This window comes from Dyella sp. S184, from assembly GCF_009766065.1.
GTDB lineage: Bacteria > Pseudomonadota > Gammaproteobacteria > Xanthomonadales > Rhodanobacteraceae > Rhodanobacter.
The window spans coordinates 316,817-332,295 of the sequence record NZ_LMUE01000005.1; the positions used below are offsets into that span (position 1 = coordinate 316,817).

The following is a 15,479-nucleotide window of genomic DNA, read 5'->3' on the forward strand; positions in this document are numbered from 1 at the left end:
TTTCAGTGCGCTGCAGTCAGCGCATCGGGTAGCGACGGTGGATGCCGCAGCAGGGTGTGTTTCGCGGTCTTGGTTTCGGCGCCGGACAACTCGATTAGCGGCACGAGTTTGCCGCCGATCAGGGCGGCAATCGCCACGCCATCGCGGTACAGCAGGCGCGAACCGGTCAGCGCCGGCACCTTGTCGCCGACCAGTACGGTGCCGACCAGATTCAATGGATCGCAGCCGCTGAGGCAGACCAGCTCGCCGTCATCCGCGCGCTGGCGTACCGCGCGTAGCGGTGAGATCGCTTCGGGCAAGGCGAACTGCTCGCCGACCAGACCCTCGATGAAGCGGCCCCCGCGGATCTCGCCGCGGGCCTCGAGCCGTCGGTACACCCGCAGCAGTTCGCGCCACGATGGCAACCATGGTGCTTCGCGTTCCAGCAGTTTCCAGAACACCACACCGTAGCGGCGCAGCAGGGTGCGCGCGATGTGTTCGATCACCTCCGGATCTAACTTGTCCCCGCCCTTGCCTGCAGGAGAAGGTGGTGGCGGGGCGCTCTTGGTCGTGCCACGCGTCAGTGACCAGCGTCCGGCATCCTCGATACCGTTGAGCAGATGCCGGCGCAGGCGCCGATGCCGACCGCCGTCGCGCTTCGCCGCCGGCAATAGCAGGGCGCGCAGGCCAGCAAAGCTGTCGGCACTGACCCGTCCGGCGGCAACGAGCTCACCCAGCGCGTCCTCCAGTTCGGTACGCAGCAGATGCGTTGCGCCGAGCAGCTCGTCGAAGAACACCGCGCCTTGCTGGCGCAGCGCATCGACGACGGCCTGGGCGCGTGACGACAGCAGGATGTCCTGGGTGTTCTCGATCGATGCGATGGACGTCCAGACGGGCATCTCGCGTCGCGACAGCAGCACGATTGGTGTGCTGCGCAACGGACCGCCGCCACCACCACTACCGGTACGCAGCCGGCCCCAGCTGATCCGACCGGCACGACAGAGTTCGTCCAGCCAGCTGATCGAATAATCGTTGATGCGCGCCGGCAGGATTTCCGTCTCCCAGGCGCCGGCCGCCGCCTCGAAACCTTCCAGCTGCGCCAGCGTAGCGCTCAGCGCATCTGGCCCGCTCAATCGGGTTGCCGCCGACACGTGCTGCCAGTCGAACAGAAAGCGCATCAGTTCGCGTCGGCTGACTGGCTCGATCTCGCGACGCAGGCGACCGAGGGTGTAGCGATGGATGCGTGCCAGCAGATGCCGCTCGCACCATTCCGTACCGGTCGCGTCGGCGGTGAAGCGACCCTGCATCACATAGCCTTCGGACTGCAGACGGAGCAGGGCGTGTTCGACCTCACCCGCTTCGACCGTCAGCGAATGGGCCAGTGCCGCCATGGTGACCGGGCCGAGTCCGCCGAGGCGATGGCGTACCAGTTCCAGCAGTGCATCTTCACGGGTCCATACTTGTGCGGTGTATTCGGCGGGGGCGCTGATCGCCGGTTGCATCGACGCGGACGGATGCAGGATCTGCCACAGCGGCAGCTTCTCCGCGGATGTCCATATCTGTCTTTCGATGGTGAGCAAGGTTGCGCGGCTGTTCCTGGCCAGTACCTGCAGTCGCTCGCTCCAACCGTGATTGGCTGCCACTTCGTCGGCAGTGACGAAGCCCAGCAAGCCCAGTGCTTCGTGCATCTCGTCCGCGTCGCGCACCTGTGGCCACGCCTCGTCGCGCACGGCGGCGATCGCCTCGGGATCGAGCCGGCCCAGGTCATCGGCGCTGTCGCTGTCATTCCAGCGGCGTGTCTGCACCGCCTGGGTGCGGCGTTCTTCCAGCGGCGCGTCGTCGAGGAAGGCATACGGTGCGGCATTCAGTACTTCGGCGGCGAGCGGACTCGGCGCAGTGAGGTCGCGTGCGACCACGCTGATCTCGCCGCTCTCAAGCCCGCGCAGGATCTGCAGCAAGCCATCCACGTCCATCGCCTCGCGCAGGCAGTCGTGCATGGTCTGGTTGACCAACGGATGGTCCGGCACCTCGCGCTCGCCCACGATGTTTTCCAGGCAGGCGACCTGATCGGGAAATACGGCGGCGAGCAGGTCCTCGCTCTTCATTCGCTGCAACGGCGGCGGTGTCTTCTTGCCGCCGGTGAAGCGCGGCAGTGCCAATGCGGTTACGGCGTTCCAGCGCCAGCGCGCGGGGAACAGCGGGGCATCGAGCAGGGCCTGGATCAGCACGTGTTCGGCAGTGTTCGAATGCAGGTAATGCGCGACTTCCTCCAGCGGGAAGCTGTGGCTGGTCGACAGCGACAGCACGATCGCATCTTCGGTTGCCGCCGCCTGCAATTCGAAGTTGAACTGGCGGCAGAAGCGCTTGCGCAGTGCCAGGCCCCACGCGCGATTGATACGGCTGCCCCACGGCGTGTGGATCACCAGCTGGGTACCGCCGGATTCGTCGAAGAAACGTTCCAGCACCAGCGTGTGCTGGGTCGGCAACACGCCGAGTGCAGCCTTCGCGCGGGCCAGATAATCGACCAGTTGCTGCGCAGCCGCTTCGCTCAAACCGAGTTGATCGGAGAGCCATGTCATCGCAGCTGGCACGCCGCCGTCATCCAAATGCGCGGAGATTTCATCACGCAGCCGCGATACGCCGAACGACAACTCCTTGCTGCGTCCGGGTGCTTCGCCCAGCCAGAACGGAATGCTCGGTGGCGCGCCATGCGCATCTTCCACCCGCAACCGGTCGCGCTCGACGCGCTGGATGCGATAGCTGGTGTTGCCGAGCTGGAAGATGTCGCCGGCCATGCTCTCGACCGCGAAGTCCTCGTTCACCGTGCCGACGATGATCGCCTGCGGCTCCAGCACCACCTTATAGTCGGCGGTATCGGGAATGGTGCCGCCCGAAGTCAGCGCAGTCAGCCGTGCGCCGCGGCGCGCCCGCAACTGCCGATGTACGGCGTCGCGATGGATGTACGCCGCGCGTGCGCCGCGGCGGGTGGTGAAGCCCTCGGCCAGCATGCGTACCACGGCATCGAAATCGGCGCGTGCCAGCTCGCGATACGGATGCGCTCGGCGCACCAGGTCGTACAGCGCATCCTCGTCCCATTCCTGGCAGGCGACTTCGGCGACGACCTGCTGGGCCAGCACGTCGAGCGGCTGCGGCGGCAGGATCAGTGCATCAAGTTCGCCGCGGCGCACGCAGTCCAGCAGCGCCGTGCATTCGATCAGGTCATCGCGGGTGGCGGGGAACAGCCGCGCCTTTGGCGTGCCATCGATGCTGTGGCCGGAACGGCCGGCGCGCTGCAGAAAGGCAGCGATCGAGCGTGGCGAACCGAGCTGGCAGACCAGATCGACGTCGCCGATGTCGATGCCCAGCTCCAGCGATGCGGTCGCCACCAGTACTGAAAGCTCGCCGCGCTTGAGTCGTTGCTCGGCATCCAGTCGCAACTCCTTCGCCAGGCTGCCGTGATGCGCGGCGACGGTTTCCTTGCCAAGCCGCTCGGACAGATACCGCGCCGCACGTTCAGCCATCCGCCGCGTATTGACGAAGACCAGGGTGGTGCGATGCGCCTGCACCAGCTGGGCCAGCCGGTCATAGACCAGTTCCCAGCAGTCGTTCGACATCACCGCCTCGAGTGGCACTGGTGGTACTTCGATTGCGAGGTCGCGCGGGCGGGTGTGGCCCACGTCGATGATGGCGCAGCCATCATCGACAAGATGAGTATGGCCGTTGACGGTCACCCCCGGCCCGCCCAGGGAAGATGTGGGTGATGCGCCGACCAGAAAGTTGGCGATTTCCTCGATGGGTTTCTGCGTCGCCGACAAACCGATCCGCAACAGACGCCGCTGGCACAGCGACTCCAGCCGCTCCAGCGACAACGCCAGATGCGAGCCGCGCTTGCTGCCCGCAATCGCGTGGATCTCGTCGACGATCACCGTGCGCGTACCGGCCAGCATCGCGCGGCCGGAGTCCGAGCCAAGCAGCACGTATAGCGATTCCGGCGTGGTCACCAGGATGTGTGGCGGCAGCTTGCGCAGCAGATTGCGTTCCACCTGGGGGGTGTCGCCGGTGCGCACTGCGGTACGGATCGCCACGTCGGGCAGGCCGAGCTTTTCCAGTTCGACGCGGATGCCTTCCAGCGGCGCCTCCAGGTTGATGTGGATGTCGTTCGACAGAGCCTTCAATGGCGACACGTAAACCACCGAGGTGGCGTCCGCCAGCACGCCGCCATGCGCCACGCCTTCACGCACCAGCGAGTCGATTGCCGCCAGGAACGCTGTCAGTGTCTTGCCCGATCCGGTCGGGGCGGCGACCAGGGTGTGCTGGCCGCTGCGGATCGACGGCCATGCCGCCGCCTGCGCCGCCGTGGGCGCGGCAAAGGTGCGGCGAAACCAGTCGGCAACGGCCGGGTGGAAATCGTCCAGCGGGCTGGGGTCCAGGCGCATCGGTGGTTGTCCGCGCTGCGGCAGGGAAGGGATCACCGGATCATATATGGGGCTTTTCTCAGATCCTGCAATCTGTCATGGAATCCGCCGCAGACGTCGGTGCAAGCGCCGTTGGGGCATGTCAATATTCACGCTCGGCCGTCGCAGGTCAGGGGCCCCGTCGGGGAATCCGGCGCGGCCTTCATGCGAAGGACGCTCATGCACGTACTGGAAATGATTCTGCGCAAGACAGGCTCAAGGGCGATGGCACTGGCTTGCCTGGTGTGCCTTGTACTGTGTGGCGGTGCTGCCCGTGCCGCCAGCCTCGACCCGGCGGTGCTGCCGAAGATCCAGGCGGCCACGTTCGAAGTGGTGGCGGCCAAGCCGGTCAACGATCCGTTGATCTACGAAAAGCCGCTGCCGTTGGAGCTGCTGCCGTTCCAGGAACGCAACGACAAGTACTACTCGATCGGCACGGCCTTCGCGCTGGGCAACAATCGTTATGTCACGGCGGCGCACGTGCTGCAGGTCGGCATCGACAGCCTGTGGGGTGAACCCGCGCTGCGCGACACCAGTGGCCATGTCTATGCCATCGACAAGATCGAGAAGTTTTCGCTGCAGCAGGATTTCGTGGTGTTCTCATTGGCCACGCAGCCGGCAACGGCGGTTGCGCTGGATGTCGATACCAAACCCGCCTTGAACGAAGTGGTCTATGCGGTCGGCAACGCGCTGGGTACCGGCGTGGTGATTCGCGATGGCTTGTACACCTCCGACACGCCAGAGGAGCAGGATGGCCGCTGGAAATGGATGCGCTTCTCGGCTGCTGCGTCGCCCGGCAACAGCGGTGGTCCCTTGCTGGACAAGAGCGGCAAGCTTATCGGCATCGTGCTGATGAAATCGGCGAACGAGAACCTCAATTACGCGCTGCCGATCAGTGAGGTGCTGGGTGCGCCGGAGGGTCAGGCCGTGATGGATGCCCGCGGCGGCTACCAGCTCGATCTGTTCGATACGCATCAAAGCGGTACTTTCAAGGCACAGTTCAAGCTTCCGCTCGGCGTGGCCGCTTTCTACAGCGAGTTCAAAAAGCGCCTCGACGCCTTCAATGATGAACAACTCAAAGCCCTGCTTGCGAAGGAGTCGGCCAATCTGTTTCCCAACGGCCAGGGTTCCGCGCGATTGCTGTACCAGCAGGCGCAACTCAACGGTTTCCCCACGCTGATCGTGCGCGGCAGCAACGGTGAATGGGCCCGGGTGGGTGAGGCATCGCAGCATTTTGCGCTGGACGGCAACGGTTATGTGGATGTTGGCGCCGTGGGCCGCAACGGTCTGGCCCATTTGCGTCGCCCGGATGACGTGGACGCCGCGAAGTTTTATGACGACGCGACATTGCGCATGGACCTTCTGGCCAGAACCGGCATGTTTCAGCGCACGATCGGCAGCGAAAAAATCAAGATCACCTCGCTCGGCAAACCGACCTTCCGGGCGGTGCATACCGACCGCTGGCAACGCCCCTGGTATGTCGAAGTTTGGCCAGTGCCTTACGCAAACGCGCTGATCGTGCTGTATGCGTTGCCGGTTCCAGACGGTTACGTGATGCTGAGTCGGACTGTACCAGCTTCCGGCGAGCACGATGCAAAACTGGATATGGACGAAATGAGCAGCTTTGTTTACGTCACCTATCAAGGCACCCTGGCGCAGTGGAAGCAGTTTCTCGCCGCACCGGCCTTGCAGCCAGCCGTACTCAAGAACATCCACATCGACTTCGACTACGGCCATCACTTCAGCTATGCATCGCCGCGGGTGGCTTTTTCGTATACGGATGATGTGCAGGCCATCACGCCAGACAACCTGATGTACCTCGGCTTCAGCTTCTCACTGGACAATGGCCAGCCGGTCTGGGATGTGGCGGATGTCGATGTCTGGAAGACCACGGCCTCGGACGATCACAACAACGTCAACATCCAGCGCTATGTCGCGCCGCCTACCGGGCTGGACGACGACATGACGAGTCGCTGGCAGAAATTGTCACAGCGCCAATATCCCTACAATGCCGTGGCGCGTCTCGAGGACGATTTGATGAAGATCGATGCTGTGGTCGCGCCCGCGGCTGCGGGCGACAAGCCGCCAACGGTGCTGTACACCGCGTTCTATGGCATCGAGGGTACGCAACCCCAGGCTGAGATGAAAGGCAAGCTCGACCTGCTGATGAAAAACCTGCAGGTCCTGGAGCATTGAGCAGCGGTATCGGCTGGCCGGTTCAGGCATGATCCGCGGCGCAGGCGTCGGTACAAGCGCCGTTGCGGCATGTCAATATTCACGCTCGGCCGTCGCAGGTCAGGCCCCCCGTCGGGGGGATCCGGCGACGCTCTTCATGCGAAGGACTCTCATGCACGTACTGGAAATGATTCTGCGCAAGGCCGGCTCACGGACGATGGTGTTGGGCTGCCTGTTATGTCTTGTACTGTGTGGCGGCGCTGCCCGTGCCGCCAGCCTCGACCCGGCGGTGCTGCCGAAGATCCAGGCGGCCACGTTCGAGGTGGTCGCGGCCAAGCCGGTCAATGATCCGCTGACCTACGCCAAGCCGTTGCCGATGGAGCTGTTGCCGTACCAGGAGCGCAACGACAAGTACTACTCGATCGGCACGGCGTTCGCGCTAGGCAACAACCGTTATGTCACCGCGGCGCATGTGCTGCAGGTCGGCATCGGAAGCTTGTGGGGCGAGCCGGCCCTGCGCGATGCCAGCGGCCATGTCTACGCGATCGGCAAGATCGAGAAATATTCGCTGCGGCAGGATTTCGTGGTGTTCTCGCTGGCCACACAGCCGGCGACGGCTGCGGCGCTGGATGTCGACACCAAGCCGGCCGTGAATGGGGTGGTCTACGCCGTCGGCAATGCGCTGGGCACCGGCGTGGTAATTCGCGACGGCTTGTATACCTCCGACACACCGGAGGACCAGGATGGCCGCTGGAAGTGGATGCGCTTCTCGGCGGCGGCTTCACCCGGCAACAGCGGCGGTCCGCTGCTGGACCAGGACGGCAAGGTCATCGGCATCGTGTTGATGAAGTCGGCAAATGAAAACCTCAACTACGCGCTGCCGATCAGTGAGGTATTGAACGCGCCGGATCATCTGGCGGTGATCGACAAGCGCATTCCTTACCAATTCGACGTGTTTGATACGACTTCGAACAACATTTTCAAGGAGCAGTTTGCGTTGCCGAAGAGCTTTGCCGATTTCGGCGCCACCTTCATGAAACTGCAGGATGCGTATGTCGACGAGCAGCTCAAGGCACTGCTTGCCAAGGATCCAGACAATCTGTTTCCACATGGCAATGGCTCCGATCGCCTGCTGCACAGCAAAGCCGTAATGGACAGTTTTCCCAGCCTGATCATCCGCAACAGCAATGGCGACTGGGATCGGTCAATGCAGAAGGGGCCAAAAACCCCGTTGTCCGACAATGCTTACGTGGCCCTCGGCGTTGCAGGACACAGCGTCCTGATTCATTTGCGCAAGCCAGACAGTGTTCCGGCCAGGCAGTGGTACACCGACCCTACCCAGCTCATGAATCAGCTGACGAAAATCGGTTTCCTGAAGCGTCCGATTGGTTCCGAACAGATCAAGGTCACTTCGCTGGGCAAACCCGTTCAGGACACGGTTTACACCGATGCATGGCAACGCCATTGGCAAGTGCGCGTGTGGGCCGTGCCCTATAACAACGGGCTCGTCATCACGTTTTCGCTGCCGGTGCCAGATGGCTATGTGACCATGATGCGGTTCTCACAGGCAGGTCAGCAGCATGATCATGTCGCCGACATGCAGGCGCTCACCGGTTTCTTCTATGTGACTTACGAAGGCACCTTGGCGCAATGGAAGGACTATCTGCAGAACACCACGCTGCTGCCTGCGGCATTCAAGGACATCCGGATCGACTTCGACTACGACCACCGTTTCAGCTATGCATCGAAACGACTGGCGTTTTCCTTCACGCCTGAACTGCAGAAAATCGCGCCGACCAGCGTGCTTGCCCTAGGTTTCAGCTACTTCACCGACCACGGCAGGGTCGTGTGGGATGTGGGCGATGTGCGTGTCAGGACGGATGCCAGCGAAGAAAACCTGGTCAATATCAGGCGCAACGTGGCCCCCTCAGGCGATCTCGAGGACGACTACAAGAGCGAGTGGCACAAGATCTCGCAGCACGATCATCCCTACGATGGCGTTGCACTCAGCGAAGGTGACGCGACGAAGATCACCGCCGTCGTCAACGCAGCTGCCGGTGCTGATCCGTCGGTGCTGTACACCGCGTATTACGGGGCCGAAGGCACGCACCCGCAAGATGCCATGAAAGCCAAGCTTGATCTGTTGATGAAAAACTTGCAGGTGACCGAGCACTGACGCAAGGGTGGCGCCAGGCTACGGCATGGCGTGTTTTGGACAAATGGGACAGCTTTCGGATGCCCGCAGGCGAGCTACTAGCCTGTGGATGAATCCGGGGTGGGTAAAGACCGGCGGGACAAGGGATGCAATTGATGTCACGGACCAACAGCGCGAGCGCAGAGATGCAGGCGACGTGGCTGACGATGGCCGATGGCCAGCGGCTGTTCCTGCGTGACTGGCCCAAGGCGCAGGCGCGTGGTGCGGTGCTGATCGTGCATGGGCTGGGCGAGCACAGCGGCCGCTACCAGCTGCTGGCGCAATGGTTCAACCAGCGCGGCTATGCGGTGCGCAGCTATGACCAGCGCGGGCACGGGCAGACGCCTGGGCAGCGCAGTGCCATGCGCCATGGCGACGATTTGCTGGAGGATCTGGCCACAGTCTACATCGACTATGCCAACGGGTTGCCGCATGCGCCCTTGCTGCTCGGCCACAGCATGGGCGGCCTGGTCGCGGCGCGTACCGTGCTGGACGGCCGCATTGCGCCGCCGGCGCTGCTGCTGTCATCACCGGCGCTGCGCAGCTGGGAGTCACCCGGGATGGTGCGCCTGGCTCGCCTGCTGAACCGGCTGCTGCCGAACCTGCCGCTGCGCACCCGATTGAAGGTCGACAAACTCTCGCACGACGCGCAGGTGGCGCAGGCCTATCGCGACGATCCCTTGTGCACGAGCTGGATCACGCCACGGCTGGCCAATTTCATCTTCCAGGCCGGCGCGGCGTGCATCGCCGATGCCGCCAGCCTGTCAGTACCGACCCTGCTGCTGGTGGCCGATAGCGACGAACTGGTCGATCCGTCCGGCAGTCGCGCGTTCGCCCGCAAAGCCGCGTCGACCGGGCAACTGACCACGCGTTTTTTCTCCACGCTCTACCACGAGCTGTTCAACGAAGCCGAGCCCGGACGCAGCCAGGTGTTGATGCAGCTGGGCGACTGGCTGGGTAGGCGCGTGTGAGCGTTGCGGCGCTGCCGACCGGTTTGCGCCGATGAGAGCAAGGCATCCTTAAGACAGAACTAAGCCGTACTCTCCAGAATGATGGTATGTGCCATGCCAACCGTCCACGTCACGTACTTCACGTAGTGCGATATCCCGCCCCTGGGACGCGGCGAATACGTCATCTGTTTCAGATGGCGGTAACTCTCGCCGCCGGTCTGCTGCTATCCGCCTGTGCCACCTATATGCCGGCTCCACTCGGTGATGGTCAGGGTGTCGCCAGCGTAATGCAGCTGACGGCACCGGTTGCTGCGATGCCGGGCTTGGCCTTGCCAGAGCATCGTTTCGATCCGTCGGATGGGCTCGATGTCACCGAAGTGGCGATGCTGGCCGTGGTCAACAGCCCGGCCTTGAAGCTCAAGCGCGACGAGCTCGGCATCGCACGCGCGCAGGCGTTTGCCGCGGGCCTGCTGCCCGATCCGCAGCTGACTTTCGGCAAGGACTATCTCACCCATCCCGGGCCCGGTCTGAGCAGTGCGTACAACCTCGGTCTCAGCGAAGACGTCACGGCCTTGCTGACGCGTTCGTCACGCCGCGCGGCCGCGAGCAACCAGGCCGAGCAGGTGAATCTCGATCTGTTGTGGGCGGAATGGCAGAGCGTGGCACAGGCCCGACTGCTGTTCGATCAGGTGCAGACCCTGCGTGCGCAACAGGCGCGGCTGCGCATCGAGCAGGCGGCGCTGGCCCCGCTCGAATCTGCCATCCACGCGGCCCTGCGTGCGGGTAATCTCACTTACGACACCGCCAGTGCAGGCCTCAATGCCGGTGCGGACGTGCGCAAGCGTCTGGCCGATACCTCGGTCACGCTGCACCAGGCGGAAAGCGACCTGCATGTCCTGCTCGGACTGGCACCGAATGCGCCGCTCGATCTGGTCGGTGCGCCGTATCAGGCCAGCGCGACGCCCGAGCAGGTGCAGCAGGCGTTGACCGGCCTGCCGCGGCGGCGGCCCGACCTGCTCGCGCTGCAGGCCGGCTACCAGTCGCAGGAAGCGCAGCTGCGCGCGGCCGTGCTGGCTCAGTTTCCGGCGCTGAACATCGGCTTCAATAAAGCGCGCGACACCACCGACGTGCCCACCCGCGGCTTCAGTATCGGTATCACGCTGCCGCTGTTCGATCGCAACCGCGGCAACATCGCGATCGCGAAGGCCACCCGGCAACAGTTGAAGGACGACTACGAAGCGCGTGTGCTGGATACCCGCAGCGACATGCAGCGACTCGTCGCCGATCTCGCCACCTTCCAGCAGCAGCGCGTGGCGTTGGCTGCCCATGCGCAACAGTTGGATGCAGCCTGTCGCGCCGCCGAAGCGGGGTGGCAGCAAGACTTGCTGGACTGGCCGACCTATCTGGCCATCCGCAGCAATGCATTGGGTGCCGACCTTGATCTGCTCGACCTGCAACAGCAGCAGGCCACTCAGGCGATCGCGCTGGAAGCCCTGCTCGGCAACACCGATCTCGCCACTGCCCACCCTGTTTCCGTCAAAGCAGTCACGCCATGAACCGTTCAATCCCTTTGCCCAAGCTGTGCGGCCTGCTGCTGCTCGCTGTGCTGGCCGGCTGCAGCCATGGCGCCGCCGATGACGACGATGCCGCGGCGCCGCCGGGTCAGGTCGCGGTGACCACGGTGATGCCATCGCAGCAGCCTTTTCACGACACCGTCGAAGCCTGGGGCAGTGCGCTCGGCGATCCCCAGCGCGCACGCGCGATCAGTCTCGCGCATGGCGGCCAGGTGGCCGCGGTGAATGTGGCGGCTGGCCAGACGGTCAAGCGTGGCCAGCCACTGCTGCTGGTCACGCCCGATCCGGTAGCGCGCAGCAGCTACCAACAGGCGCAGAGTGGACTGACCCTGGCCAGCGGCGAACTCCAGCGCACCGAGCAACTGGCTGCCCAGCGGCTGGCCACGCAGTCACAGCTGGCGGCTGCGCACAAGGCGCTGGCCGATGCGCAGGCGGCGCTCGACGCGCAGCGCGCGCTGGGCGGCGGCGCGGCCGAGGAAGCGGTCAATGCACCGGCCGATGGCGTGGTCACCGCGCTCAGTGTGGGGCTGGGCGAACGTTTCGTGGCGAATGCGCCGTTGCTGGCTTTTACACCGGCGCATGCGCTGGTGGCCCAGCTTGGCGTGCAGCCAGAAGACGCCGCGAAGCTGCACGTCGGCATGCCGGTTCGACTGCATAGCGTCTACGGCGCCACGGATGTTGCCGGCAGCTTGAGCATGCTCGGGCAGTCGATCGATCCGCAGACGCATCTGCTGCCGGCACAGGTCGAACTTCCCGCGGCGGCCGGCGCGACCTTGCTGGCCGGTGCGGCACTGGACGCGAAGATCCGCACGGACGACTTCAACGCCTGGGCGGTGCCCCGTGCAGCGGTGCTGCATGACGAGCATGGTGACTACCTGTTCCAGGTCGAACACGGCCACGCCAAACGCATCGGCGTGACGGTACGCAGCCCGGATGGCGAGACCGTCGGCGTGCAGGGTGCGCTCGATGCGCAGGCCAAGGTGATCGTGCTCGGCGCCTACGAACTCAACGATGGCGATGCGGTGCGGGAGGCCGCCCAGTGAGCATCACTGCATGGATGCAGCGGCATCGTCGTTCGCTGCTGTTCCTTCTCTTGATGCTGGCGATCGGCGGCATCGCCAGCGCGTTGCTGATGCCGGTGGCGCTGTTCCCGAACGTGGCCTTCCCGCGCGTGCAGCTGACCCTGGATGCGGGCGATCGTCCGGCCGACCAGATGGCGATCGAGGTGACCACGCCGGTGGAGGAGGCGATCCGCCGTGTGCGTGGCGTGCGCGACGTGCGTTCCACCACCGGGCGCGGCAGCGCGGATGTCGCGGTGACGTTCGACTGGGGCGCAGACATGAGCACGGCGCTGCAGGAGGTCAACGCGGCCGCCGTGCAGATCCTGCCGCAGCTGCCGGCGGGCACCCAGTTGTCCACCCGGCGGATGGATCCGACCACCTTCCCGGTGCTGGCCTATAGCCTGCGCTCGCATACCTTGTCGCCGAGCGCCTTGCATGATCTGGCCGAGTACCAGCTGCGCCCGCTGCTGAGCGGCATCAGTGGCGTGGCCCAGGTCGAAGTGCAGGGTGGCGAGGTGGCCGAGTTCCATGCCGATGTCGACCCCGGCAAGCTGCGTTCGTTGAACCTCAGCCTGAGCGACGTCGCCGGCGCGGTCAGCCATGCGGCGACGATTCAGGCGATGGGTCGCGTTTCCGACCATTACAAGCTGTATCTGCTGCTGGCCGACAACCAGCCGGCCACGGTCGCCGCGCTGCGCGATATCGTGGTGCGTGCCGGCTCTGCCGGGGTGGTGCATCTCGGCGACGTGGCGATGGTCAGTCTCGATCATGTGCCGCAGTGGATCCGCGTCAATGCGGATGGCCAGAACGCCGTGCTGCTGCAGGTCTATCAGCAGCCCGACGGCAACACGGTGCAGATCGCCAATGAGGTGAAGCAGCGGCTGGCCGACTACGCACCGCAGATGCCGACCGGCGTACAGGTTGCCAATTGGTACGACCAGACCCAGCTGGTGACCGGCGCGGCCCGCAGCGTGCGCGACGCGATCCTGATCGGCATCGTGCTGGCCGGGCTGGTGCTGTTCGTGTTCCTGCGCAACACGCGGGTGATCCTGGTTGCGCTGATCGTGGTGCCGGCAGTGCTGGCGATCACCGTGCTGCTGCTTTACGTGCTCGGCATGAGCTTCAACATGATGACGCTGGGCGGCATGGCCGCCGCGGTCGGCCTGATCATCGACGATGTCATCGTGATGCTCGAGCACATCGTGCGTCGGCTGCATCCGGGCGAAGGCGCGCAAGGCGCCGGCGAAGTGCGCGAGCGCATCGCCGGCGCGGCGTGGGAGTTCACCCGCCCGCTGACCGGCTCCAGCGCCGCCACCGTGGTGATCTTCCTGCCACTGGCCTTCCTGACCGGCGTCACAGGCGCGTTCTTCAAGGCGCTGTCGCTGACCATGGCCAGCGCGCTGATTATTTCCTACCTGCTGACCTGGATCGCGGTGCCGTTGTTGGCCGAACGCTTGCTGGATCAGCGCCATCGGACCGAGCATCCGCCGGGCCGTTTCACCCAGCGCACGATGCACGGCTACCAGAACCTGCTGCAGCGCGGGTTGCAGCGGCCGCTGCTGATCCTGTTGCTGGTGTTGCCGCTGCTGCTGGTCGGTGGGCTGGCCTACACCCGCGTCGGCACCGGCTTCATGCCGCAGATGGACGAGGGCGGTTTCATCCTCGATTACCTATCCAAGCCCGGCACCTCGCTGGAGGAAACCGACCGCCTGCTGCGGCAGGTCGAGACGATCATCCGCGCCAACCCGAATGTCGATACCTACTCGCGACGCACCGGGCTGCAGCTGGGCGGCGGCCTCACCGAGGCGAATCAGGGCGATTTCTTCGTGCGCTTGAAAAGCGGTTCGCGTCCCTCGACCGAAGAAGTGATGACGCAGGTGCGCACCGAGGTCGAGCAGAAGGTGCCGGGATTGGACATCGATTTGTCGCAGTTGATGGAGGACCTGATCGGTGATCTGGTGGCGGTGCCGCAGCCGATCGAGATCCAGCTGTACAGCGATGACCCCGCAGAGCTGGCGGCCACTGCCGGCAAGGTCGCCGACGCGATCGGCAAGATCACCGGCGTGGTCGGTGTGCGCGATGGCATCAATCCGGCTGGTGATGCGCTGACCGTGCAGGTCGATCCGGCCAAGGCGGCGCTGGAAGGACTCGATCCGACCAGCGTCACCGATCAGGTCGCGGCAGCGATCGATGGCACGGTGGCCGCGCAACTGCCGCAAGGCAGCAGGATGGTCGGCGTGCGCGTGCGCCTGCCGGAGAATGCGCATCGGCGACTGGAGCAGGTTGCCGCGCTGCCGATACGTGCGGGCGACGGTCATCTGCTGCCGCTGTCACGGGTGGCCACGCTCCAGCAGGTGCAGGGCCAGCCGGAAATCACCCGCGACAATCTCAAGCGGATGGATGCGGTCACCGGCCTGATCAGCGGGCGCAGCCTCGGCGCGACCATCGTCGACATCAAGAAGGTATTGGCGCAGCCGGGCCTGTTGCCGAAAGGCATGTTCGTCCAGCTCGGTGGCCTGTACCAGCAACAGCAGCAGGCGTTCCGCGGCCTGACCATCGTGATGCTGGCGGCGATCGCGCTGGTGTTTACCCTGCTGCTGTTCCTGTACGAGAGTTTCCGCGTGGCGCTGGCGATTTTGGCGATGCCGTTGCTGGCGATACCGGCGGTATTTGCCGGGCTGTGGCTGACCAGCATCGAGCTCAACATCTCGGCGATGATGGGCATGACGATGATCGTCGGCATCGTCACCGAAGTGGCGATCTTCTATTTCTCCGAACTCGAGCAGGCCAACGCCGAGATGCCGTTGCACGATGCCCTGCATGCGGCAGGCCAGCACCGCACGCGCCCGATCCTGATGTCCACGCTGGCGGCGATCCTTACCTTGCTGCCATTGGCGCTCGCACTCGGCGAGGGTTCGCAGATGCAGCAGCCGTTGGCGGTGGCGATCATCGCCGGCCTGCTGGTGCAGGTGCCGCTGGTGCTGCTGGTGATGCCGGTCTTGTATTCGCTGTTGCGGCGTCGCGATACAGGAAAGGTCGGCTAAGGCACGCATAAGCCGGTGCCGGCATTCTGCAGTGGCGAGCTCCACACT

Annotated in this window: 7 protein-coding genes; 6 read left to right on the forward strand and 1 reads right to left on the reverse strand. The window is 64.5% G+C overall.

The genetic code is table 11. The features are described from left to right. Positions 1-2: 2 nt before the first annotated feature. Complete coding sequence (locus GSQ75_RS11360; protein WP_158754985.1) at positions 3-4,415, reverse strand: DEAD/DEAH box helicase; 4,413 nt, start codon at positions 4,413-4,415, stop codon at positions 3-5. Positions 4,416-4,613: 198 nt separating this feature from the next. On the opposite strand from GSQ75_RS11360, the gene GSQ75_RS11365 reads away from it, so the two are divergent. From GSQ75_RS11365 to GSQ75_RS11390, 6 genes are all read left to right on the forward strand, one after another. Then, complete coding sequence (locus GSQ75_RS11365) at positions 4,614-6,629, forward strand: trypsin-like peptidase domain-containing protein (RefSeq protein WP_254058543.1); 2,016 nt, start codon at positions 4,614-4,616, stop codon at positions 6,627-6,629. A 151-nt stretch (positions 6,630-6,780) separates the two neighbouring features. After that, complete coding sequence (locus GSQ75_RS11370) at positions 6,781-8,784, forward strand: trypsin-like peptidase domain-containing protein (RefSeq protein WP_254058544.1); 2,004 nt, start codon at positions 6,781-6,783, stop codon at positions 8,782-8,784. A 134-nt stretch (positions 8,785-8,918) separates the two neighbouring features. Further along, complete coding sequence (locus tag GSQ75_RS11375) at positions 8,919-9,773, forward strand: alpha/beta hydrolase (RefSeq protein WP_254058545.1); 855 nt, start codon at positions 8,919-8,921, stop codon at positions 9,771-9,773. Between the two features lie 173 nt (positions 9,774-9,946). Beyond that, positions 9,947-11,308 (forward strand): TolC family protein, encoded by a 1,362-nt coding sequence (locus tag GSQ75_RS11380; protein ID WP_158754987.1) that lies wholly within the window; start codon positions 9,947-9,949, stop codon positions 11,306-11,308. Then, complete coding sequence (locus GSQ75_RS11385; RefSeq protein WP_158754988.1) at positions 11,305-12,369, forward strand: efflux RND transporter periplasmic adaptor subunit; 1,065 nt, start codon at positions 11,305-11,307, stop codon at positions 12,367-12,369. The genes GSQ75_RS11380 and GSQ75_RS11385 overlap by 4 nt, the downstream gene beginning before the upstream one ends. Beyond that, the gene (locus tag GSQ75_RS11390) at positions 12,366-15,431 is read left to right on the forward strand and encodes an efflux RND transporter permease subunit (RefSeq protein ID WP_158754989.1); all 3,066 of its coding nucleotides are present in this window, start codon (positions 12,366-12,368) and stop codon (positions 15,429-15,431) included. Before GSQ75_RS11385 ends, GSQ75_RS11390 begins: the two co-directional genes overlap by 4 nt. Positions 15,432-15,479: the final 48 nt, after the last annotated feature.